Source organism: Roseomonas sp. KE0001 (assembly GCF_016107285.1).
Lineage (GTDB): Bacteria > Pseudomonadota > Alphaproteobacteria > Acetobacterales > Acetobacteraceae > Pseudoroseomonas.
This window is the reverse complement of sequence record NZ_RCVQ01000004.1, coordinates 188,044-209,347: the sequence shown is the minus strand read 5'-3', so window position 1 is coordinate 209,347 and position 21,304 is coordinate 188,044. Positions and strand designations below refer to the sequence as shown.

Annotated in this window: 20 protein-coding genes and 1 pseudogene; 8 read left to right on the top strand and 13 right to left on the bottom strand. The window is 64.5% G+C overall.

What is annotated here, in order from left to right; genetic code table 11:
- Nucleotides 1-2: 2 nt before the first annotated feature.
- The 4 genes from D9598_RS10285 to D9598_RS10270 all read right to left on the bottom strand — a co-directional run bounded on the left by D9598_RS10285 (nucleotide 3) and on the right by D9598_RS10270 (nucleotide 3,922).
- Nucleotides 3-1,952 carry a site-specific DNA-methyltransferase gene (locus D9598_RS10285; RefSeq protein WP_198366385.1) on the bottom strand — a complete coding sequence of 650 codons (1,950 nt, stop codon included), beginning with the start codon at nucleotides 1,950-1,952 and terminating at the stop codon, nucleotides 3-5.
- The gene (locus tag D9598_RS10280) at nucleotides 1,952-3,016 is read right to left on the bottom strand and encodes a hypothetical protein (RefSeq protein ID WP_198366383.1); all 1,065 of its coding nucleotides are present in this window, start codon (nucleotides 3,014-3,016) and stop codon (nucleotides 1,952-1,954) included. The genes D9598_RS10285 and D9598_RS10280 overlap by 1 nt, the downstream gene beginning before the upstream one ends.
- Nucleotides 3,017-3,029: 13 nt before the next feature.
- On the bottom strand, nucleotides 3,030-3,482 hold the full coding sequence (locus D9598_RS10275) for a hypothetical protein (protein WP_198366382.1): 453 nt from the start codon (nucleotides 3,480-3,482) through the stop codon (nucleotides 3,030-3,032).
- A gap of 239 nt (nucleotides 3,483-3,721) precedes the next feature.
- Nucleotides 3,722-3,922 carry a helix-turn-helix domain-containing protein gene (locus tag D9598_RS10270; protein ID WP_198366381.1) on the bottom strand — a complete coding sequence of 67 codons (201 nt, stop codon included), beginning with the start codon at nucleotides 3,920-3,922 and terminating at the stop codon, nucleotides 3,722-3,724.
- Nucleotides 3,923-4,128: 206 nt separating this feature from the next.
- Between D9598_RS10270 and D9598_RS10265 the strand changes: the two genes are divergently transcribed.
- The 3 genes and pseudogenes from D9598_RS10265 to D9598_RS10255 all read left to right on the top strand — a co-directional run bounded on the left by D9598_RS10265 (nucleotide 4,129) and on the right by D9598_RS10255 (nucleotide 5,655).
- Nucleotides 4,129-4,956 (top strand): type IV toxin-antitoxin system AbiEi family antitoxin, encoded by an 828-nt coding sequence (locus tag D9598_RS10265; RefSeq protein WP_198366380.1) that lies wholly within the window; start codon nucleotides 4,129-4,131, stop codon nucleotides 4,954-4,956.
- Nucleotides 4,953-5,183: pseudogene (locus tag D9598_RS21625) on the top strand (nucleotidyl transferase AbiEii/AbiGii toxin family protein); the annotation flags it as partial. The gene D9598_RS10265 and the pseudogene D9598_RS21625, both read left to right, overlap by 4 nt.
- 16 nt (nucleotides 5,184-5,199) lie before the next feature.
- Complete coding sequence (locus D9598_RS10255; RefSeq protein ID WP_198366379.1) at nucleotides 5,200-5,655, top strand: nucleotidyl transferase AbiEii/AbiGii toxin family protein; 456 nt, start codon at nucleotides 5,200-5,202, stop codon at nucleotides 5,653-5,655.
- Here D9598_RS10255 and D9598_RS10250 read toward each other — a convergent pair.
- Genes D9598_RS10250 through D9598_RS10240 form a run of 3 tightly spaced genes read right to left on the bottom strand, consistent with a single transcriptional unit; the run spans nucleotide 5,652 to nucleotide 6,482 of the window.
- Complete coding sequence (locus D9598_RS10250) at nucleotides 5,652-5,891, bottom strand: hypothetical protein (RefSeq protein ID WP_198366378.1); 240 nt, start codon at nucleotides 5,889-5,891, stop codon at nucleotides 5,652-5,654. The genes D9598_RS10255 and D9598_RS10250 overlap by 4 nt on opposite strands.
- Entirely contained in the window at nucleotides 5,888-6,154 is a 267-nt protein-coding gene (locus D9598_RS10245) for a conjugal transfer protein TraD (RefSeq protein ID WP_198366376.1), read from the bottom strand. The genes D9598_RS10250 and D9598_RS10245 overlap by 4 nt, the downstream gene beginning before the upstream one ends.
- A gap of 1 nt (nucleotide 6,155) precedes the next feature.
- Nucleotides 6,156-6,482 carry a conjugal transfer protein TraD gene (locus D9598_RS10240; RefSeq protein WP_198366375.1) on the bottom strand — a complete coding sequence of 109 codons (327 nt, stop codon included), beginning with the start codon at nucleotides 6,480-6,482 and terminating at the stop codon, nucleotides 6,156-6,158.
- Nucleotides 6,483-6,653: 171 nt separating this feature from the next.
- Between D9598_RS10240 and traA the strand changes: the two genes are divergently transcribed.
- On the top strand, nucleotides 6,654-9,623 hold the full coding sequence (gene traA, locus D9598_RS10235) for a Ti-type conjugative transfer relaxase TraA (protein ID WP_198366592.1): 2,970 nt from the start codon (nucleotides 6,654-6,656) through the stop codon (nucleotides 9,621-9,623).
- 26 nt (nucleotides 9,624-9,649) lie between these two features.
- On the opposite strand, the gene D9598_RS10230 is transcribed toward traA, so the two are convergent.
- Nucleotides 9,650-10,465 (bottom strand): nucleotidyltransferase domain-containing protein, encoded by an 816-nt coding sequence (locus D9598_RS10230; protein ID WP_198366374.1) that lies wholly within the window; start codon nucleotides 10,463-10,465, stop codon nucleotides 9,650-9,652.
- Nucleotides 10,466-10,756: 291 nt separating this feature from the next.
- Here D9598_RS10230 and D9598_RS10225 point away from each other — a divergent pair, with 291 nt between their 5' ends.
- Nucleotides 10,757-10,987 (top strand): AlpA family transcriptional regulator, encoded by a 231-nt coding sequence (locus tag D9598_RS10225; RefSeq protein WP_198366372.1) that lies wholly within the window; start codon nucleotides 10,757-10,759, stop codon nucleotides 10,985-10,987.
- A 1-nt stretch (nucleotide 10,988) separates the two neighbouring features.
- Here the strand turns inward: D9598_RS10225 and D9598_RS10220 are convergent, their stop codons facing one another.
- A complete protein-coding gene (locus D9598_RS10220) occupies nucleotides 10,989-12,338 on the bottom strand; it encodes a site-specific integrase (protein ID WP_198366371.1) in 1,350 nt (449 codons plus the stop codon).
- Nucleotides 12,339-12,559: 221 nt separating this feature from the next.
- A complete protein-coding gene (gene guaA / locus D9598_RS10215; RefSeq protein WP_198366370.1) occupies nucleotides 12,560-14,134 on the bottom strand; it encodes a glutamine-hydrolyzing GMP synthase in 1,575 nt (524 codons plus the stop codon).
- 134 nt (nucleotides 14,135-14,268) lie between these two features.
- Between guaA and D9598_RS10210 the strand changes: the two genes are divergently transcribed.
- Nucleotides 14,269-14,991 (top strand): DUF1028 domain-containing protein, encoded by a 723-nt coding sequence (locus tag D9598_RS10210; RefSeq protein ID WP_198366369.1) that lies wholly within the window; start codon nucleotides 14,269-14,271, stop codon nucleotides 14,989-14,991.
- Between the two features lie 99 nt (nucleotides 14,992-15,090).
- Here the strand turns inward: D9598_RS10210 and infC are convergent, their stop codons facing one another.
- The 3 genes from infC to D9598_RS10195 all read right to left on the bottom strand — a co-directional run bounded on the left by infC (nucleotide 15,091) and on the right by D9598_RS10195 (nucleotide 18,335).
- The gene (gene infC / locus D9598_RS10205) at nucleotides 15,091-15,603 is read right to left on the bottom strand and encodes a translation initiation factor IF-3 (RefSeq protein WP_232477126.1); all 513 of its coding nucleotides are present in this window, start codon (nucleotides 15,601-15,603) and stop codon (nucleotides 15,091-15,093) included.
- A gap of 80 nt (nucleotides 15,604-15,683) precedes the next feature.
- Entirely contained in the window at nucleotides 15,684-17,639 is a 1,956-nt protein-coding gene (gene thrS / locus D9598_RS10200) for a threonine--tRNA ligase (protein ID WP_198366367.1), read from the bottom strand.
- Between the two features lie 171 nt (nucleotides 17,640-17,810).
- The gene (locus D9598_RS10195) at nucleotides 17,811-18,335 is read right to left on the bottom strand and encodes a GNAT family N-acetyltransferase (RefSeq protein WP_198366366.1); all 525 of its coding nucleotides are present in this window, start codon (nucleotides 18,333-18,335) and stop codon (nucleotides 17,811-17,813) included.
- Between the two features lie 108 nt (nucleotides 18,336-18,443).
- Here D9598_RS10195 and D9598_RS10190 point away from each other — a divergent pair, with 108 nt between their 5' ends.
- Nucleotides 18,444-19,649 carry an amidohydrolase gene (locus tag D9598_RS10190; protein WP_198366365.1) on the top strand — a complete coding sequence of 402 codons (1,206 nt, stop codon included), beginning with the start codon at nucleotides 18,444-18,446 and terminating at the stop codon, nucleotides 19,647-19,649.
- A gap of 38 nt (nucleotides 19,650-19,687) precedes the next feature.
- Complete coding sequence (locus tag D9598_RS10185; RefSeq protein ID WP_198366364.1) at nucleotides 19,688-21,280, top strand: ABC transporter substrate-binding protein; 1,593 nt, start codon at nucleotides 19,688-19,690, stop codon at nucleotides 21,278-21,280.
- Nucleotides 21,281-21,304 lie beyond the last annotated feature (24 nt).

The following is a 21,304-nucleotide window of genomic DNA, read 5'->3' as shown; positions in this document are numbered from 1 at the left end:
CCTCAAACCGTCTTGAAGACGATTTCGGATTCTTCCGCCTCGGCTCTCGCCCTGAACGTCTGAACCGCGTTGGCCTTGAGCTGGTCGTTTCCCTTGAATCCTTCGTCCAGACAAATGACCTGCAACGGATTCGCCTCCGCCAGCGCGTCGATCAACTCCGGCGTGATCTCCTTCTCAAGGCAAATGAGCATCGCGCCGTCTTCGACGGAGAACACTTCCTGGCCCGCAAGTTTGATGGTCTTAACGTTGGTGGTCAGCGGGAAACCCGCCTTGAGCAGCAATTCATAGAGAATGTCTTCGGCGCTGCTGGCAGCCGAAAGGTGATCCATGTGTAACTCTAACTGTTGCGCGAGTTCGTCGGCATCGGCCGCACCGTTTCCGTTCCACAGTTTGAAATTGGAGCGGTCGAGGCTCAGCACCTTGAAGCCGAGGTCCGTGTGCTTTCTGCGCTCCAGGTCGAACATGCCCGCCGGTTGTTCCTGCCACTTCTTGATAACCCGACGAATCCTCTCCTTGCCGATCTCCGCTATGGTACGAAAGCCTGCTTTCGCGGCGTTCGACGTTTCGTCGGTCGGCTCCGGCAGTTGCACGACGATGAATCTCCGGCTGCCGCCGTCCTCGATGTTCTGCTCGATCACCGCCTGCGCTGTGGCGCAGGAGCCTGCGAAGAAATCCAGCACGATGTCGCCGGGGCCATTGCAGGCGTGGTCAATCACCCTGCGGATCAGCTGAACGGGCTTGGGATTGTTGAACACCTTGCCGGGGATCAACGTGTCAAGGTCTCGCGTCCCCTCGTCGGTGTGGCCGGCATAGTCATGCGCCCAGAAGTTGATGGGCGTGAGCCCCCTTGCTTCTGAAAGGAACATCTTGATGGACGGGACAGCCGCCTTCCCATCCGGCCCCCAGTAGAGCCGATTGTCGGCCAGCAACTCATGAAAGGCTTCTTCCGAACGGCGCCAGGCATTTGTGGTTGGGTGAACGACGCCGCCGGTGTTCGGATTCTTGAGCGGATAGCAGAGGTTCGGACGGTCCTGCGGGGACGCAGGATTGAGGAATGAAGCGCCCTTCCAAACGCCGCGCGGGTCGTTGTCGGGGTTTGTGTAGCGCGCGTCCGCCTCCTCGGTGCGCGGCAGCAGGCTGACCTCGAACGCCTCCGACTTGGCGTAGACTAAGAGATGCTCAACGACGGTCGTGAAATCGACCGTGTTGTTGCTGCGCGTGTATCGCTTCTGCCAGGCAATGTCGGCCTTGAAGTTCTCCTCGCCGAAAATCTGGTCGCACAACTCTCGCAAACGACTCAATTCGTGGTCGTCGATCGAGATGAAGATAACGCCGTCGTCGCGAAGGAGATTCCGCGCAAGGTAGAGGCGCGGGTACATCATATTAAGCCAGTTGGAATGGTATCGCCCAACCGTATCCGTGTTGGTGGAGAAGCGGCGTCCCTCGGCATCAGCCTGACCGGTGTAGGCGAGATACGTCTCCAGAGTTTCTGCATATTTGTCCGGATAGATAAACTCTTGCCCGGTATTGTAGGGCGGGTCGATATAGATCAGCTTGACCCTGCCAAAGTATGCCTTCTGCAAAAGTTTCAGGACTTCCAGATTGTCCCCCTCGATGAAGACATTGCCGGTGGCGTCAAACTCCACCGAGTCGGTGCGCTTTGGTTTCAGGGTCGCCACGCTCGGCTGCTGAATGATCTTCATGCATTGGGCTTTGCCCGGCCAAGACAGGCCAAATCGCTCCTGGCCGGCTTCAATCCAATCGCCCAGGGCTCGCCTCAACAGCTCAAAGTCGATCTGCCCCTCGCTGAGGCATTCTGGCAGCGTCTGCGCGAGGAAATTGCGCAGGAGGGTGCGTTTGCGGGCCGCAACATCATCGGAGGTCAGAGTGAGCCTCGTCGGGCTGCTCGATTCCATGCCAGCGAACGGTGCTTCGTTGTCTTCCACAGTCATCAGTACCAGCCATACAATCTCGTGGGCGTGCGGCCCCACGTACCAAGCGCGAGCGAACGATCTACAACGTCCATGAGAGGCTGCCCGGGTTTCAATATCTCGAACGAAATGACGCCCACTTCGTCGTGCTCGACGTAGGCGATGCCCGCCTTATTTGCACGCGCCCAATCGACCAATGGCGCTGCATTGGGGACATTCAGGCGAAACATGCCATTGTCTTCGTAGAACCTGAACTTGAAGGTGCGAGTGATCCCGTCGGCGCAAAGTATGTCGATGGAGCCATCTTTGGATGGCTTGCCAAAAACTCTGCGGAGCACAAGCCCGGCCTCTTTGGGAAACTCGACCTGCAAGTTATACTCGCCGGTGAAGGACTGAAGTCCAGCCCAAGCAACAGAAGCAGCCGTCTCCGATATGGCCTTCTCGGCCGTTTTGGGCGGTGTTGCATTCTTTGGCGGAGCGCCAGCGGCAGTGGTCTTGGGAGCACTGTCCGCAACCCCGAGCGTCACGAGGTCTTCAGGTCTGCGATGGCGATTCCGAAGCGCGAAATATTTCTCGTAGTCTTTCAGTTTCGTCTTGGTCAGGGGCACACCGAGTTGCCAGCAATCAAGCCAAGCCTGAGCGGCAGAGTCTCGGCTGTGAGGCGCTACGCTCCAGAACGCGCATTCGCCATTCCTGGAGAACGCACCGAGGCTGAGATTCTGTGATCCTGCAATGACAAGCGAGAGACCATCGACGCCCTTGGTCTCATTGAAGCTGTCGGCGCCAACGTACAGTTTGGGATGGAAGGTGCCGGGCAGACTGTCAACGACGCGAATCCCCCATCCGCTGTCCATGGCAGTCTGAAGCGCCTTCGGATGAGTCACACCGTCTTTCGTGTCGGTAACCAGCCTGACTTCATCGACACCTCCTTCATCAAGGATGCTCTTCACGAGATTGAACCCCGACGCGGACACGTATGCCACGGCGAGGCCGACGACGGACGGCTTGGTGTGCAGGATGTGTTTCCTAAGAAGCGTCTTGTACGTATTGCCCCTAATGCCCGTTGTGACGATTGAACTTGTCATTCCGCGCGCCCCCTCACACGATCTCGAACCTAATGGCGAACAGCTCTTCGTCGGACACGTTCTGCCCGAGACGCTCTTCGACCTGATCCAGAAGGCGCTCCTTCTGAACCTCAATATCCTTCGCGGCGGCGTCATAGGCGCGCCATGCCTCGTCGCGCTTTGTCTCAAGGGCGCGGGCCTGCCGTTGCAGGGCAAGCTTGTCCGGCAGATTGCCGGTCTGGCGGATTTCTTTCTTGAGCGCCTTGATCTGCTCGTCCAGCTCCTTGAGGTCCGCCTTTAGCCCGGCGCGCTTGTCCTCCGCCCAGTTGTCGAGCTTTTCCATTTCGTCGTCGAACCATGCCGATTGCCGCGCGGCCATGTCGTCGAGGATCGCCGTGTGCTCGCTTTCCACGACCTGCCTGACCGGATCGGGCAAGGTCAAATCCGCCGTACCGTCGATGCGGGCGGGAAGCTCGAATAAACGCATCGCGGCCTTCCGTCCATTTCTGAGCGAGGACGAGTCCGGCCTCGATGGTCTTTCCAAGGCCCACCTCGTCGGCGAGGATCGCGCCCTTGGATAGCGGCGACTTGAAGGCGAACAGCGCGGCTTCTACCTGATGGGGGTTGAGATCAACCTGAGCGTCCATGAGCGCGCCAGCCAGCTTCTCGGCATCCGCAACGGAGTGCCGCCTGCTCAACTCGTGAGCGAATAGCTTGGCATGGTACTCAGTGATCACCGCCGTTATCCCTTTGTTGCTCCTCAACCTTGCGCTTTATCCAGTTTGCTATCTCCCGGCGCTCGAAGCGCCACGATCCGCCGACCTTGAAGCCCGGCAGCTTGCCCGCAGCCGCGAGCTTGTAAGCCGTCTTCTCATTGATCTTGAGAAGCTCCGCCACCTCCCGGATCGTGAGGATTTCGTCGCTCATACGCCAATCGTGAATCACGTTTGGCGAAGTGTATAGAAGATTGGAGAAAATTAGAGAAGATGGCGTGACCATCCATCCCGTTAGGAGGCGAGGGACGAGGTCGCTGCCGCATCATATTGAAGAATCCGCCCTATACGCGGATTTTTAAGGATGATTCGATCAATGAATCATATTGATATTTCCGCGCTGAAAGCGGATAATGTGGTATGATCCGAGTTGAGCGGTCAGCCTTATCTTCCTACGTTTCCGGCTTGCTTGCTACGGGCCGGGGGGTCTTTTCTGCGGATGAAGCGCAGAAGGAGATCGGCGTCAGCCGGGGCGCGTTCCTCGACGCCGCCGAGCGTTTGCAGCAGCGCGGCCAGCTTCTCCGACCCCGGCGCGGCTTCTATGTGGTCGTGCCGCCCCAGCATTCCACGGTGGGGGCGCCGCCGCCCGAGTGGTATATCGACGCCTTGATGCACCACGAACAGCGTCCGTATTATGTGGGGCTGCTGACGGCGGCCGCAACCCACGGCGCTTCACATCAAGCCGTGATGGAGTTTCAGGTCGTCACGAACAAGCTCCTGCCCGACATCGAAGCCGGGCGGACGCGGATCGTATTTTCCTACCGCAAGGACATGGCGACGGTGGCGGCGGGGATCGAGGATCGTAAGACGCCATCGGGCTATATGAAGCTGTCCTCACCGGAGCTGACGGCGCTCGACCTGGTGCGCTATCCACAGTCCGGCGCGGGTCTGGACAACATCGCGACGGTGCTTTCCGAACTGGCCGAGCGGCTGCAACCCAAAAAGCTCGCCTCCTTGTCGGGCGCTTTCGAGAAGGCGGTCGTGCAGCGCCTCGGGCATCTGCTCGGAAGGTTGGGGCATCCGCAGATCGCGGAGGCGATGTCCGTGGCGCTGTCGGCGCGCGGGCCGCTGCCCTGGATCGAACTCGATCCCAAGCAGGCGGGCGATCCGGATTTGTCACCGCCGCCATCTGAACGCGATGCACGCTGGCGCGTGATCGTCCGCCGGCCGCCGGAGATCGACCAATGATCCCGCAGGACTACATCACCGCCTGGAGCCGTGTCGCGCCGTGGGCAAGCCAGCGGCAGGTCGAGCAAGACCTCATCATCAGCCGCGCGCTTATCACCATCTTCTCCGATCCATTCCTTCGCGGCGAACTGCGCTTCCGGGGCGGCACGGCGCTCAACAAGCTGCATTTCCCCGCACCGCTGCGCTACTCAGAAGACATCGACCTCGTGCGAACGAGCGCCGGCCCGATTGGGTCAGTCCTCGATGGTGTTCGCGCCGTGCTGGAACCGTGGCTTGGCAAGGCAAAGGTTCACCGGCAAGGCCGCAATCCCGACATTCTCGCGGGAGGAAATGCTGGCGACCAAGTTGCGGGCCTTGCTTCAGCGCAACAAGGGCCGCGACCTGTTCGACCTCGATCACGCGCTCACCGTGTTCGATGGGCTGGACACCGCCAGGATCATCGCATGTTTCCGCCTCTATCTCGAAAAGGCGGAGACTACGATTTCGCGGGCCGAGGCGCAGCAGCGCATGTTCCAAAAACTTGCCAATCCTACCTTCTTCACCGACATGCGCCCGTTGCTTGCAACGGATCGCGCCAAGACCCTGACCGACGAAACCCTCAAGACCACGTTTGTCCGGGTGATGAAGGAACTGATCGACCGAATACCCGGCGACGAATGGGCGAAGGCCAGAGAAATGCGGGAGCGGTTCGGAGTTTAGGCATCCTCGGCGATTCTGTGGCGCTCAAACTCGAACGCCTCTTTTCCCATTGCCGACCAGAGCGCCAATGCCTTCTCGTGCTCATCCCTTTGAAGCTTGTCAGCCATCCCAGAGCGTTGCGCCGTGATGGCTTTCCTGCCGTTCCATTTTGCTTGTGTGTCTTTGCGCGGCGTTGCCGCGCGATGGCGGGTGGCGCTGCGATATTTGGGGTCTCCGCGCCACCCGCCATCAATCACGCCCGATTCGGCTGCGACTGCACCCTGTCGTTTGGGTCCGCCGAACGCTCCATCTCGAACGCCACCTTTCCCAGCTTTGCCCAGACACCGCGCGCATGTTCGCCGTCCTCGTTTTTGAGTTTTTCGGCGATCCAGATCATCGCGCCATAGATCACGGTGCGGTCGTCGCCGGTGAGTTCGACGATGCCTGCCTTGACGACGAGACCGCCGAGTTCGATCAGGTGTCGCGTTCGCTTGCGTCTCTCGACCTGCCAGCTTCGCATGTCATGTCGCGCCTGTTGCGCCTGATGCCGGTTGCGCGCCGCCCGGTTGCGCCGAAGTGCTGCCTGCGTCGCGGTCAGATGCCGGAGCAGATCGCCGCGACCGGCCCTGAAAGAACGCCGCCCCTCGCTTCGCCCATGCCTCCCTCTTTCCGGCGTCCTTGGTTTCCGCCAATGCCACCAGCGCGCCCGCCAGTTCCTGGGCGGTGAGGCTGTCCGCCCCGGTGGCGATCACCAATTCGCCGAGTTGCTGCACCTTGCGGGTTTTGAGTTCCCGCGCTTTATCTTCAAGCGTCTTCAATTCCGTATCGAAGTCCCGTGGCTTACGCACTGCATCCTCCATAAGCTGTTGATGGAGCGATGGTAGTTGAGCGCGTGGCCGATTGCTTCTATGTTGCTGGGATGGTGCGGGACCGGCTGGTCCATCCCGAGATTTTTTCGAGGGAGGGCGCGCTTATACGTCGTTCCGACGTGCGCTTGACCGTGCCAATGCTTGATGGCGATGGCGATCTATCATCTTCACGTCAAGGTCATTGGCCGCAAGGCCGGGTCGAGCGCGGTAGCCTCTGCCGCCTACCGCTCGGCCTCACGGATGCGCGATGAGCGGCTGGACCGCGTGCAGGACTTTTCCGCCAAGCGTGGCGTCGTCCATTCCGAGGTGCTGTTGCCGGAGAACGCGCCCGAGCAGTGGAGCGATCGCGAACGGCTCTGGAACGATGTCGAGGCGTTCGAGGTGCGCAAGGACGCCCAGCTTGCCCGCGAGGTCGAATTTGCAATCCCTCGCGAGATGACGGAACGCCAAGGCATCGAGCTTGCCCGCGATTTTGCGCAGGCTGAATTTATCGATCACGGCATGATCGCTGATCTGAATGTGCATTGGGACATCGGCGAGGACGGGATGCCGAAGCCCCATGCCCATGTCATGCTCACCATGCGCGAGGTCGATAAGGACGGGTTCGGCAAAAAGGTCCGCGACTGGAACCGGACGGAGATGGTGGGACGGTGGCGCGAACGCTGGGCCGATCATGTTAACGAACGACTGGCCGAACTCGACATCGACGCCCGCATCGACCATCGCAGCCTTGCGGCGCAGGGCATCGGACTTGAGCCGCAAAGCCAGATCGGCGCACCCGCGCAGCGGATCGAAGGCGAAGGCATTGAAGCCGCCGACCGGGCGGACATGCACCGCGAGATCGCCCGCAACAACGGCGAGCGTATCATCGCCGATCCATCGGTGGCGCTGGACGCGATCACGCATCAGCAATCGACGTTCACGCGGCGCGACATGGCGATGTTCGCGCATCGCCACAGCGACGGCATCGACCAGTTCAACGAGGTTATGGGCGCAATGCGGGGTTCGCCTGATCTGGTCGAGCTTGGGCAAGACGGACGCGGCGAGGATCGGTTCACCACCCGAGACATGATCGAGACCGAACAGCGCCTGCGCCGCTCGGCTGAGATGATGGCCGAGAGGGAACGGCACGAAGTCAACGACCGGGACCGCGAAGCTGCTTTGGCCAGTGCCGAACAGCGCGGCCTTGTCCTGTCCGGCGAGCAGGCCGACGCGCTTGCGCATGTCACGGACGGGCGCGACCTTGGCATTGTCGTTGGCTATGCCGGGACGGGAAAGAGCGCGATGCTCGGCGTTGCGCGCGAGGCTTGGGAAGCGGCGGGCTACGAGGTGCGCGGCGTGGCGCTGTCCGGCATCGCGGCCGAGAATCTGGAAAGCGGATCGGGCATTGCGTCCCGCACCATCGCGAGCATGGAACATGGCTGGAAGAACGGGCGCGACATGCTGACCAACCGCGACGTGCTTGTCATTGACGAGGCGGGCATGGTCGGCACGCGGCAGTTGGAGCGCGTGCTTTCTCATGCCGCCGACGTAGGCGCAAAGGTCGTGCTGGTCGGCGATCCGCAGCAGCTTCAATCTATCGAGGCGGGCGCAGCCTTCCGATCTATCCACGAGCGTCATGGCGGCGTGGAAATCCATGAAGTGCGCCGCCAGCGTGAGGACTGGCAGCGCGATGCCACCCGCGATCTGGCCACCGGCAGGACTAGCCATGCGATCCATGCCTATGACGCGCACGACATGGTGCATGAGGCTCAGACGCGCGGGCAGGCGCGTGACGATCTGATCGACCGCTGGGACCGCGACCGGCAGGCATCGCCCGACAGCAGCCGCATCATCCTTACCCATACCAATGCCGAGGTGCGGGAACTCAACGAGGCCGCCCGCGACAGGATGCGGGAGGCGGGCGATCTTGGCGAGGATGTGCGCGTCACGGTCGAGCGCGGCGCTAGAAACTTCGCCGCCTGTGATCGCATCATGTTCTTGCAAAACGAGCGCGGGCTTGGCGTGAAGAACGGCACCCTCGGCACGATTGAGGCAGTCAGCCCGCAATCCATGTCGGTTCGCACCGATGACGGGCGCGGCATCAGCTTTGACCTCAAGGACTACGACCGCATCGACCATGGCTATGCGGCGACCATCCATAAGGCGCAGGGCATGACCGTGGACCGGACGTATGTGCTGGCAACGCCCGGCATGGACGCCCACGGCAGCTATGTCGCGCTATCGCGTCACCGCGACAGCATGGACCTGCATTATGGCCGCGACGATTTTTCGAGTCAGGATAAGCTCATCAACACCCTGTCGCGCGACCGGGCCAAGGACATGGCATCGGACTACGACCCGGCACAGGACTATGCCGAGCGGCGCGGTATTGCCTCCCATGCCCGTGATGCCGCCGTTGAACAGGTACGTGTGCCGGACAATGCCCTCGACCGGATCGACGACATTATCTTCAGCGTGCGCGAACTCCGCGACGGCGCAGAAGGGCCGGAAAGGGAGACGACCGGCAGCGGGATAAAGCAGGAGATCGAGGCGGTGGCGCGGGACGCCGGAATAGATTCGGAGGATGCCTTGCGCCACGCCCGCAGAATGGCGCTCATCCGCCATGCCCATGCCGTTGGCCAGGTCTTCAACGCCGAGGATGCCGGGAGCAAGGCAAGCCCCGAACAATGGGAAGAACTGGTCGATTCCCGTAAGGCGTTCGATGGGGTGCGCCCCTTTGGCTGGCAGGACGCCGAAGCGGCCTATGCCAAGGATGAGAGCCTTGCCCATGAGGCGGGATCGGGCAAGGTCAATCGCGCCATCCGCGCCCTCCAGCTCGAAACCGAGATTCGCACCAGCCCGGAGCGCCGCGCGGATCGCTTCGTGGAACGGTTCCGGGAACTCAAACAGACCGGCGAGCGCCAATATGCGGCGGGCAACTATTCCGGCTACAGGTCAGCGCGGGCGGAGATGGGCAATATGGCGATGAGCCTTCAACGTGATCCGCAGATGGAATCCCTGCTCGAATGCCGCAAGAAGCAACTCGGCATCAGCATGGATTTCGACTCAGGGATGAGGCTTGGCCGGCAACTTGCCCTCAGTCACGGCCTTGGCAGAGGAAGAGGCATCGGATTGTAGCAGACGCCGATTTGCTGCTGTCTGGCCTACGCTCTCAACAGAACAACATCCAGAGCCTCAAGGTCCGACACCAAAGGCCGCGCAAGGCCGAATTTACCATGCAATTCTGTGACCTGCGCGCGATAGGTTGCCGCCAGAAGGCGCAGCGCCGACATGATGGCGTCAGCCGCGCATGGGCCATAGGACGCTTTGAGAACATCGAGAACGGCGCTGCTTCCGCGTCTGTCGAACTTTGCTATCACAGCCGTTTCCGGGGTCCGATCATTTAGCCAGTCGTCGGCCTGCATTATGTGCTGGCGCAACTCGTCCAACAGCGACAGGGCATAGAACAGCTCACCACGCCGCGCGCGCCGGTAGCTTTCATGCGCGGCCGCCAAGCCCTTGCTGATCGAAAAATCTAGGTCGTCTTCGGAAACCGTGAATGGGAATCCCTGTGAACGTTTTACGAGGTCCGCAACGATTCCCTTGGGGTCATGCAAAATCCGGATTGGCAGACGATACCAAGGGGACGGAGCAAGCGCAGCGGCATCGTAGTAAAAGATGTCGATCTTTCCGAATGGACGAAAGTGAGAAACGCAATGTTGCGCGCCGGGCACCCACTCGTTGAACAGAAAACCCGGCCATTGCCTTGGCAGTTCGCGACGCTGACTGACATAGTAGTCATGCCGATCCGTCGTCACCACGACGCGGAGGTCAATATCGGAATAAGCATCAGCGCTACCAGCCGCGAGCGATCCCCCCAGAAATATCCCCATGACAGCAGGGTCAGCGGAGAAGAACCGCACGGCTGTTTCAAGAAGCCGATCTCGCGCGGCAGTCAGTGACCTTTCATCGAAACTCAATGTTCCATGCTCCCACGTTTTGGAACGAATTTACATCACTGATCTGCCATTGGAACGCCTATAGTGCCGACATATTGTTCGAATCAGGCCGCAATCTTGGCAGACAAATCGCCTTCATACCCGGCATTGACATTGGCAGGAGCTAAGGTGTCCGACCGTAAGTTCTTCCTTTTTACCGCCGATTCTACGCCACAGCACTACGCCATCTAAATATCTATTGCACAACGATAATTCGTTGCTCTCACTGGTCTCTGCAATCGTCAGAAACAACCAGCAGGAGGCAGCGCAGCCATGCGTGAACCAGACCGTATCGTCCGCCTGAAAACCGTCCTCGCCCGCACGGGCCTATCCCGGTCCACCATCTACCGCAAGATCGCCGAAGGCACGTTCCCGCCCCAGCTCAGGATCAGCATCAACGGCGCAGGCTGGCATGAATCAGACATCGACCGCTGGATCGCCGATCCGGCCGGCTGGCGGCCACCAATGACAACAACTGACAAAATGGACGCGGGCCGCATGTAGTTCAGAGATCATCGTCCAATTCGTCGTCGTGGACCTCGGCGGCACGTCGCTTCGCGTCGGCGATCAGGTTTCTTGCGGATTCGCCCTTCACCCAGGCGTCGAGCATATCAGCCCAGCATTGAAGCATGATCTTCCGCTCGGCGAGGTAGCGGTTCACGTTGTAAATGGCCGCGATCCGGTTCCGGGGCGCATGGGCCAAGCTCATCTCGATCCAACGATCATCGAACTTGGCGCGATTCAGGCCGGTCGAGAGCGTGCGGCGCAGATCGTGAACACCGAAGCTCTGAAAGTCAGGATCAGTCTCCCGGATGCGTTCTACGACCGTGTCGATCACGCGGTTGAGTGTGGCGTTGCTGATGGGCGCATCGCCGTCGTATCGGCCGGGATGGAGGTATCGGCTGTTGCCGAACATGGTGCGGAAAGCCGTCAGAATGTCGAGCGCCTGATCGCTCAGCGGGACAACGTGCGCTTTGCCGGCCTTCATGCGCTCGGCCGGGATCGTCCAGCGCGCGGCGGTGAAGTCGATTTCCTTCCATGTGGCGTCGATGAACTCCGATTTGCGAACGCCGGTTAGTAGGACAAACTTCACCGCCAAGCGCAGCGTGGGTGCCGCCGACACATGATCCAGAGCCGCTAGGACCGCGCGAACCTCGGACGGCGACAGCGCGCGGTCGCGCGGTTCAAACGTGGCGATGGCGCTGGTGCGGATCGACTCGGCCGGGTTGCTCACATCAACCCCACTTCCTTGGGCATGGCGGAACACCAGCAACACGACCTCGCGGACATGCACGGCGACGGCCGGCCCGCGCTTCTCCTTGACCTCGTCGCACAGACGTTTGAGGCGTTGCGGCGTCACCTCTCCCAGCTTGACTTTCGACAGCTCTCCCGCGATGGCGCGATCATAGACGGATCGGCGCATCGCCAAGGTGCTGTCGGCCAGTTTCTCGGCCCCCGACTTGGGATCGGCTTTGTGTTTAAAATAGGCTTCAGCCCACCCGCCGAATGTGACCGCTGCTGCTGACGCCGTGCGCTTTTCCACCTTGGCTTTCGACGGCGACTCGCCCCGCTCGACCTGACGCCTAGCGCGCGCCAGGAGCGCTCTAGCCTCCGCAAGCGATACTTCCATTCCGTATTCCAGCGCGTCGGGTGCCCGTGTCAGCTTGCGCGCCGCGTCGGCGCTATACCGGCCGATAGTCAAGACCTCCTGCCGCCCGTTCACCCGGTACTGATACCGGAACGAGATGACCCCGGTTGGGGTGACAGCCGCGTACATCCCGTCGCGGTCCGCCACCTTATAGAGCTTGGCCCTTGGCTTCAGATTTTTCAGTTGTTTATCAGTGAGTTCGCTCATAGATCCGCATCCGGTCAGGGGGCGACCGGATACCATCAACAGGCGCTGTTGGTATCGGAAGCCCGTTTCTTGACCATCCTGCGCCATACCATCATCGATACCAACAAAGTGGCTCGGCTGGGGTGACATGCAGTGATACGGAGTAGGAAGAAAAATCCTTGCCAGTCAAATGGTTGGTGCGGTTTTCGGCACGGAGCGAGACGGTCTGAAACGACCCTAATTCACTCCCACTCGATGGTTCCGGGTGGCTTCGAGGTGATGTCGTAGGTCACGCGGTTGATGCCGCGCACCTCGTTGACGATGCGCCCCGCCACCCGCGTCAGGAATTCCATGGTGAAGGGGTAGACATCGGCCGTCATGCCATCCGTGCTGGTGACGGCGCGCAGCGCGCAGACGCTGTCATAGGTGCGGCCATCGCCCATCACGCCCACCGTCCTGACCGGCAGCAGCACGGCGAAGGCCTGCCAGATGGCATCGTACAGGCCGGCGGCGCGGATCTCCTCAAGGTAGATGGCATCGGCCTTCTGCAGGATCTGCACCTTCTCCCGCGTCACCGCGCCGGGAATGCGGATGGCAAGCCCCGGCCCCGGGAAGGGATGCCGGCCGACGATCTCCTCCGGCAGACCCAGCTCGCGGCCCAGCGCGCGCACCTCGTCCTTGAACAGGTCGCGCAGCGGCTCGACCAGCTGCATCCGCATGTCCTCGGGCAGCCCGCCGACATTGTGGTGCGACTTGATGGTGACGGAGGGGCCGCCGGTGGCCGAGACGCTCTCGATCACGTCCGGATAGAGCGTGCCCTGGGCCAGGAAGTCGGCGCCGCCGATCTTGGCCTGCTCCTCCTCGAAGACCTCGATGAACAACCGGCCGATGGTCTTGCGCTTCACCTCCGGATCGGTGACGCCCTCGAGCGCGCCGAGGAAGAGGTCCGACGCATCGCGGTGCACCAGCCGGATGTTGAAGCGGTCGCGGAAGGTGGCGACGACCTGCTCGGTCTCGCCGGCGCGCATCACGCCGTGATCGACGTAGATGCAGGTGAGCTGGTCGCCGATCGCCTCGTGGATCAGCACCGCCGCGACGGAGGAATCGACGCCGCCCGAGAGGCCGCAGATCACCCGGCCGCCGCCGACCTGGGCGCGGATGCGCCCGATGGCCTCGGCGCGGAAGGCCGCCATGGTCCAGTCGCCCCGGCAGCCGCAGACGCCGTGGGTGAAGTTCCGCAGGAGCTGCGCGCCATGCGGGGTGTGCACCACCTCGGGGTGGAACTGCAGGCCGTAGAAGTGGCGCGCGTCGTCGGCGATCATCGCATAGGGCGCGCCGTCGCTGACGGCGACGATGCGGAAGCCCTCGGGCAGGGCCGTGACGCGGTCGCCATGGCTCATCCAGACCTGCTCGCGCGCGCCGGGCGCCCAGACATCCTGCGTCAGGGCACAGGCCTCGCGCACCTCGACATAGGCGCGGCCGTACTCCCGGTGGTCGCTGCCGGCGACATCGCCGCCGAGCTGCAGGCACATGGTCTGCTGGCCGTAGCAGATGCCGAGCACCGGCACGCCCAGCGTGAAGACCGCCTGCGGGGCGCGCGGGCTGCCCTCCTCCGTCGTGCTCGCCGGGCTGCCGGAGAGGATGATGCCGCGGGGCGCGAAGGCGCGGATGCGCTCCTCGCCGGCCGTGAACGGCCAGACCTCGCAATAGACGCCGGATTCCCGCACCCGGCGCGCGATGAGCTGCGTCACCTGGCTGCCGAAATCGAGGATCAGGACGCGGTCGTGATGGGAGCTGGGGGAGGAGAGGTCGGCCATGGGCCAGCTTGCACCACAACGCCGCTGTCAAGGCAAGACTTTCGCGCCGCCCCCGCCGGCTCCGGCTTCCCCTTGATCCGCCGGACCGTCAGCGCCACCGTGGAGCGCAGCAAGATACCGAGGACAACGCGGCAATGACCTGGTCGATCGTGGCGCATGACGCCGAGAGCGGCGCCTTCGCGGTGGCCGTCACCACCTGCGCCTTCGCCGTCGGCGCCTCCTGCCCGCATGTGCGGGCCGGGGTGGGCGCCGTCTCCACCCAGTCCTTCACCAACCGCTACCTGGCGCCCGCCGTGCTGGACGGGCTGGCGCGTGGCCTGACGCCCTCGGCCGCCATCGAGGGCGCGCTGGTGGGCGATGACGGAAAGGCGCTGCGGCAGATCCACGCCGTGGACCGGCATGGCCGCGCCGCCGCCTGGACCGGCCAGAGCTGCGTCGAATGGGCGGGCAGCCAGCAGGGGCAGGGCTTCAGCGTGGCCGGCAACATGCTGGCCAATCCGGCGGTGGTGGGCGAAACGGCGGCGACCTTCCGCTCCGGCACCGGCCTGCAGCTGCCTGAACGGCTGATGCTGGCGCTCGATGCCGGGCAGGCGGCAGGAGGCGACCGGCGGGGGCGGCAGTCGGCGGCGATGAAGCTGATCACCACCGAGGACTTCCCGGACCTTGACCTGCGCGTGGACGACCATCCCGAGCCGCTGACGGAGCTGCGCCGGCTGCTCGGCATCTGGCGCCGCGAGCGGGCGCCCTCGCTGGCCTTCTCGCCGCGCAAGGCCGATCCCGCCGGGCTGATCGACAAGGCGGTGATCGAGGCGGGATGGCGGGCGCGCGGCCTCGATCTGCGATTTCCGGGGCGCTAGGGGGGGCGGCGGCCCCGGGGATCCCACGAAAAAGGCCGGAGCGCGACACGCCCCGGCCTTTTCATCCGGTCTGGCGGGCAGGGCCCGGCCGCCGGCGGATTATTTGGGCGCCAGTACCATGATCATCTGGCGGTTCTCCAGACGCGGCATCTGCTCGACCTTGGCCAGCTCGACCAGTTCGGTGCGGATGCGCTCGAGAACCTTCACGCCGAGATCCTGGTGCGCCATCTCACGGCCACGGAAGCGCAGGGTGACCTTCACCTTGTCGCCTTCCTCGAGGAAGCCCTTCGCCGCGCGCATCTTCACGTCGTAGTCGTGGTCATCAATGTTCGGGCGAACCTTGATTTCCTTGATCTCGACGATCTTCTGCTTCTTGCGGGCCTCGTTGGCCTTCTTCTGCTGCTCGTACTTGAACTTGCCGTAGTCGGTGATCTTGCACACCGGGGGGACGGCATTCGGGCTGATCTCCAGCAGATCCATGCCCGCGTCATAGGCGCGGAGCAGGGCCTCGCGCGCGCTCATGACGCCGAGCATCTCGCCATCCTGGTCGATCAGGCGAACCTGCGGGACGCGGATATCCTCATTGACCCGCGGACCGTCGCGGGTTGGCAGCTGGTTCGGGATTGGGCCTCGGGCCAGAGTCGGCTCCTGTTGCTGTGGGGGACGAAGCGGAGTGTCTTATGGTGCAGTGGTCACGCAACCGCAACCTCTGTCGGCGCCCTTAGATCGGGCGCCAGCGCCTCCGATGCAAGGGTCTCGACCGCCTCGGCCAGGCTCATGGCCACCTGCTCACGGCCCGGCAGGCGGCGCAGCACCACCCGCCCCTCCTCCGCCTCGCGCCGGCCGATCACGGCGAGCACCGGAATGCGCTGCTCGATATGGTCGACGACCTTGCGGTTGATCTTCTCGTTCCGCACGTCCAGTTCCACCGCCAGCCCGGCCTTGCGGAAGGCGGCCGCCACCTCGCGGGCATAGGGGGCCGCCTCGTCCACGATGGTCGCCACCGCCACCTGCGCCGGCGCCAGCCAGAGCGGGAAGCGCCCGGCATGCTCCTCGATCAGGATGCCGAGGAAACGCTCGAAGGAGCCGAGGATGGCGCGGTGCAGCATCACGGGCCGGTGCCGGTTGCCATCCTCGCCGACATAGACGGCGTCCAGCCGCTCGGGCAGTACGAAATCCACCTGCAGGGTGCCGCACTGCCAGTCACGGCCGATGGCGTCGCGCAGCACGAATTCCAGCTTGGGGCCATAGAAGGCGCCCTCGCCCGGGTTCATCTCGTACTCGACGCCGGCGATGCGGCAGGCCTCGTGCAGCGCGCCCTCGGCATGGTCCCAGACCTCGTCCGTGCCGGAGCGCTTCTCCGGCCGGTCGGAGAATTTCACCCGGAAGCTCTCGAAGCCGAAATCGCGATAGACGCGCGAAAGCAGGCTGACGAATTCAACCGTCTCCTGGGCGATCTGCGCCTCGGTGCAGAAGATATGCGCGTCGTCCTGGGTGAAGGAACGGACCCGCATGATGCCGTGCAGCGCGCCCGAGGGCTCGTAGCGGTGGCAGGCGCCGAATTCGGCCATGCGCATCGGCAGCTCGCGATAGGAGCGCAGGCCATGGTTGAAGATCTGCACATGGCAGGGGCAGTTCATCGGCTTCAGCGCCAGGATGCGGTCCTTCTCGGACTCGTCATCCACCGTCGCCAGGAACATGTTCTCCCGATACTTCTCCCAATGCCCCGAGGCCTCCCACAGCTTGCGGTCCACGAGCTGCGGGGTCCGCACCTCCTGGTAGCGCTCGGCATCCAGCCGCCGGCGCATGTAGTCCTGCACCGTGGTGTAGAGGCGCCAGCCCTTGGGGTGCCAGAAGATGCTGCCCGCCGCCTCCTCCTGGAGGTGGAACAGCCCCATCTCCTTGCCGATCTTGCGGTGGTCGCGCTTCTCGGCCTCCTCCAGCTGGTGGAGATGGGCGTCGAGCTCCTTCTGGTCGCGCCAGGCGGTCGCGTAGATGCGGGAGAGCATGGCGTTGCGATGATCGCCCCGCCAATAGGCGCCGGCCACCTTCATCAGCTTGAAGGCGGAGCCGATGTCGCCCGTGCTCCGCATGTGCGGGCCGCGGCACAGGTCCAGCCATTCGCCCTGGCGGTAGATCGAGATCACCTCGCTCTCCGGCAGGTCGCGGATCAGCTCGGCCTTGTACCGCTCGCCCCGCTTCTCGAAGAACGCGATGGCCTCGGCGCGCGGCCATTCCTCTCGCTCGAAGCTCGCGTTGCGCGCGATGATCTCGCGCATCTTCGCCTCGATCGCCGGGAAGTCCTCCGGGGTGAAGGGCTCGTTGCGCGCGAAGTCGTAGTAGAAGCCGTTCTCGATCGCCGGGCCGATGGTCACCTGGGTGCCGGGGAACAGCTCCTGCACCGCCTCGGCCAGCACATGCGCGGCGTCATGCCGGATCATCTCCAGCGCCTCGGGGTCGCGGCGGGTGATGAAGCGGATCTCGGCATCCTGGTCGATGCGCGCCGAGAGGTCGCGCAGCTGGCCGTCCACCCGCATGGCCAGCGCCGCCTTGGCGAGGCCGGGGCCGATGGCGGCGGCCACGGTCGTGCCGGTCACAGCCCCGTCGAACTGGCGGACGGACTGGTCGGGCAGCGTGATCGCAGGCATCGGAAGGGTCATCCCAGGGTTGAAATCGGGGGGTTGAAAATCGGGCCCGAAATCGGGCGGGGGACCATGCGGCGGCGCCCCCGCCCCGTCAACGAGAAAAGGCCCGCCAAGGGCTGGCAGGAGGGATGCGCGCGCCGCCTGCCGGCCAGCCGCCGCGGGCCCGGCCACGCCTCAGCCGCCGCCGGGCAGGATCCTCTGCATGAAGAGCAGGTCGAGCCAGCGATCGAACTTGCGGCCGACCTGTCGCAGCACCCCCGCCTCCTCGAAGCCCATGGCCCGGTGCAGGGCGATGGAGGGGGCGTTGGCCGCCTCGATCGCCGCCACCAGGACATGGAGCCCGAGCGCCTCGGCCCGGACCAGCAGCGCCGCCAGGAGGGCCTTGCCGAGGCCGCGCCCCTGCGCCGCCGGCGCCACGTAGAGCGAATGCTCGGCCGTCAGGGCATAGCCGGCGAAGGGGCGGAAGTCGCCGAAGCTGGCGAAACCCAGCACCTCCCCCCCGGAGACCGCCACCAGCACCGGGAGGCCCCGGCCCTGGCGCTCGTGCAGCCAGGCGCGACGGGCCTCCAGCGTCGCCTCGGCGGTGTGCCAGATCGCGGTGGTCTCGCGGATCGCCTGGTTCAGGATGGCGAGGATGGCCGGCAGGTCGGCCTCGGTGGCATCGCGGATCTCGGGCATGGCGGCGGGCGTGTCCATCATGATGGAAATATATCTATCGCATAAGCCGTTAACATGTCACGCCCGTTGACCCCCGGCCGGGGGCGCCTCAGTTTGCCCCGCATCGCGCAGCAGACAAAGGACGACAGCATGCGGCAGGACATCCTTGAGGCGATCAGGGCCTATGAGCCCGAGCTGGTCGAGATCCGGCGGGACATCCACCGCCATCCCGAGACCCGCTTCGAGGAGGTGCGCACCGCCGGGCTGGTGGCCGGCAAGCTGCGGGAATGGGGGTTGGAGGTCGCCGAGGGCATCGGCGGCACCGGCGTCGTCGGTACGCTGAAGGGGCGGCGGCCCGGCCAGCGGGCCATCGGGCTGCGCGCCGACATGGATGCGCTCTTCATCCAGGAGGAGAACGACTTCGCCCATGCCTCCACCGTGCCGGGCAAGATGCACGCCTGCGGCCATGACGGCCACACCACCATGCTGCTTGGCGCCGCCCGCTACCTGGCCGGCAATCCGGACTTCGCCGGCACCGTCCATTTCATCTTCCAGCCCGCCGAGGAGGCCGGCACCGGCGCCCCCGCCATGATCCGCGACGGGCTCTTCGAGCGCTTCCCGGTGGACAGCGTCTGGGGCATGCACAACACGCCGGGCCTGCCGGTCGGGCAGTTCGCGACGCGCCCCGGCCCGATGCTGGCCGGCGCCGATTTCTGGGGCGTCACCTTCCACGGCACCGGCGGCCATGGCGGCGCGGCGCCGCATCTCGCCACCGACGCCACGGTCGTGCTCGGCCACTTCCTGCTGGCCGTGCAGACCATCCTGCCGCGCAACCTGCGCCCCATCGAGAGCGCGGCCCTCTCGGTCGGCCATGTCCAGGGCGGCAGCTTCGGCTCGCCCAACGTCATGCCGGCCAAGGTCGTGGTGCGCGGCACCGCGCGGTATTTCGAGCCCGCCGCCCAGGCCGTCATCCGGCGCCGGCTGCAGGAGCTGGCCGAGACCCTGGCGGCGGCGCATGGCTGCACCGCCGAGCTGAGCTACGAGGCGCTCTGCCCGCCCACCGTCAACGCGGCCGAGAAGGTGCCGGTGGCCACGGCCGCCGCCGCCGCCCTGGTGGGCGCGGAGAAGGTGGGCGAGATCCCGCTCAGCACCGGTGGCGAGGACTTCGCCTTCATGCTGCGCGAGAAGCCCGGCGTCTTCATGCGCATCGGCAACGGCGTGAACCCGGACGGCAGCTTCCACAACGTCCATACGCCGCTCTACGACTTCAACGACGAGATCCTGGCGCTCGGCGCGGCCTACTGGGCCAGCCTGGTCGGCCAGGAGCTTGGCTGGACCGAGGGGGAGGCGGCATGACCTCCCCCATCCCCTCCTCCTCCACGCGGAAGACCGCCATGCGTATCACATCCAGCCTCAAGGCCGCGTTGCTGGGCACCGCCCTGCTCGCGGCCCCCCCCGTTCTGACCCCCGCGCTGACGTCCGCCCTGGGCCAGACCCTCTCCATGGGCATCTCGGCGCCGCCGGCCAGCATCGACCCGCAGTATTACACGCTGACGCCGAGCATCCAGCTCTCCTCCCATATGTTCGAGGGGCTCACCCGGCGCGACGGCAATTCCCGCGTCATCCCGGGCCTGGCGGAATCCTGGAAGCTGGTGGACGACACCACCTGGGAATTCAGGCTCCGCCCCGGCGTCACCTTCCACAACGGCGCGCCGCTCACCGCCGAGGACGTGGCCTATTCCGTCCGCCGGCCGCCCACGGTGCAGAGCCCGAGCTCCTTCGCCGTCTATACCCGCGCCATCACCGACATCACGGTGGTCGACGATCGCACCATCCGCTTCCGCACCAACGGCGTCTATCCGCTGCTGCCGAACGACCTGACGCAGATCTTCATCATCCCGCGCTCGCTCGGCGAGGTCGCCTCCTCGGAGTTCAACAGCGGCCGCGCGGCGATCGGCACCGGCCCCTTCCGCTTCGTCTCCTACAGCCCGAACGACCGGGTGGAGATGGCGCGCAACGACGCCTACTGGGGCGACAAGCCGGAATGGGCCAAGGTCGACTACCGCATCCTGACCAATTCCGGGGCCCGCGTGGCGGCGCTGCTCTCGGGCGATGTGCAGATGATCGACAACCTGCCCACCAACGACCTGACGCGGCTGCGCAAGGACGAGCGGGTGAAGGTGGTCGAGAACACCAGCCTGCGGCTGATCTTCCTCGGCCTCGATGTCTACCGGGACGGCGCCACGCCCGACGTGACCGGCCCGAATGGCGAGACGCTGGACAGGAACCCGCTGCAGGACCGGCGCGTGCGCGAGGCGCTCTCCATCGCCATCAACCGCCCCGCCATCGTCAGCCGCGTGATGGAGGGGGCGGCGGTGCCGGCCGGGCAGTTCATGCCGCCCGGCGCCTTCGGCTACAGCCCCGCCATCGCCGTGCCGAAGTATGATGTCGAGCGGGCCAGGGCGCTGCTGGCCGAGGCCGGCTATCCGAACGGCCTGACCGTCACGCTGCGCGGCCCGAACGACCGCTACGTGAACGACGCGCAGATCCTGCAGGTGGTGGCGCAGATGTGGACGCGCATCGGCGTGAAGACCAATGTGGACGCGCAGCCGCTGGCGACGCTGATCGGCCGGCTGAACCGCTTCGAGGCCTCGGCCTACCTGCTGGGCTGGAGCAACAGCCTGGGCGAGCCCTCCACCTCGCTCCGCGCCGTCCTGGGCTCGCGCGGCACGGCGGGGACGGGCCTGTCCAACTACGGCCGCTACTCCAACCCGCGCGTCGACGAGCTGACGCTGCAGGGCCTGCAGAGCCTGGACGAGGCGAAGCGCGAGGCGCTGCACCAGGAGGCGATGAAGGTGGCGATGGAGGATGTCGCCATCATCCCGCTGCACACCCAGAAGAGCGTCTGGGCGCTGCGGCGCGGCCTCGACTACCGGCCGCGCGTCGACGAGCAGACCCAGGCGACCGAGGTCTTCACCACGCGCTGAGCCTCACCGGGGAGGGGGCCGCCC

Excerpts from the sequence above, each read along its gene's own strand:
- D9598_RS10275 (WP_198366382.1), bottom strand. The coding sequence starts at position 3,482 with ATGCGTTTATTCGAGCTTCCCGCCCGCATCGACGGTACGGCGGATTTG.
- traA (WP_198366592.1), top strand. The coding sequence starts at position 6,654 with ATGGCGATCTATCATCTTCACGTCAAGGTCATTGGCCGCAAGGCCGGG.
- D9598_RS10280 (WP_198366383.1), bottom strand. The coding sequence starts at position 3,016 with ATGACAAGTTCAATCGTCACAACGGGCATTAGGGGCAATACGTACAAG.
- D9598_RS10220 (WP_198366371.1), bottom strand. The coding sequence starts at position 12,338 with ATGAGCGAACTCACTGATAAACAACTGAAAAATCTGAAGCCAAGGGCC.
- thrS (WP_198366367.1), bottom strand. The coding sequence starts at position 17,639 with ATGCCTGCGATCACGCTGCCCGACCAGTCCGTCCGCCAGTTCGACGGG.
- D9598_RS10225 (WP_198366372.1), top strand. The coding sequence starts at position 10,757 with ATGCGTGAACCAGACCGTATCGTCCGCCTGAAAACCGTCCTCGCCCGC.
- D9598_RS10265 (WP_198366380.1), top strand. The coding sequence starts at position 4,129 with ATGATCCGAGTTGAGCGGTCAGCCTTATCTTCCTACGTTTCCGGCTTG.
- D9598_RS10190 (WP_198366365.1), top strand. The coding sequence starts at position 18,444 with ATGCGGCAGGACATCCTTGAGGCGATCAGGGCCTATGAGCCCGAGCTG.
- D9598_RS10255 (WP_198366379.1), top strand. The coding sequence starts at position 5,200 with ATGGTGTTCGCGCCGTGCTGGAACCGTGGCTTGGCAAGGCAAAGGTTC.
- D9598_RS10245 (WP_198366376.1), bottom strand. The coding sequence starts at position 6,154 with ATGCGAAGCTGGCAGGTCGAGAGACGCAAGCGAACGCGACACCTGATC.
- D9598_RS10185 (WP_198366364.1), top strand. The coding sequence starts at position 19,688 with ATGCGTATCACATCCAGCCTCAAGGCCGCGTTGCTGGGCACCGCCCTG.
- guaA (WP_198366370.1), bottom strand. The coding sequence starts at position 14,134 with ATGGCCGACCTCTCCTCCCCCAGCTCCCATCACGACCGCGTCCTGATC.
- D9598_RS10210 (WP_198366369.1), top strand. The coding sequence starts at position 14,269 with ATGACCTGGTCGATCGTGGCGCATGACGCCGAGAGCGGCGCCTTCGCG.
- D9598_RS10270 (WP_198366381.1), bottom strand. The coding sequence starts at position 3,922 with ATGAGCGACGAAATCCTCACGATCCGGGAGGTGGCGGAGCTTCTCAAG.
- D9598_RS10195 (WP_198366366.1), bottom strand. The coding sequence starts at position 18,335 with ATGATGGACACGCCCGCCGCCATGCCCGAGATCCGCGATGCCACCGAG.
- D9598_RS10285 (WP_198366385.1), bottom strand. The coding sequence starts at position 1,952 with ATGACTGTGGAAGACAACGAAGCACCGTTCGCTGGCATGGAATCGAGC.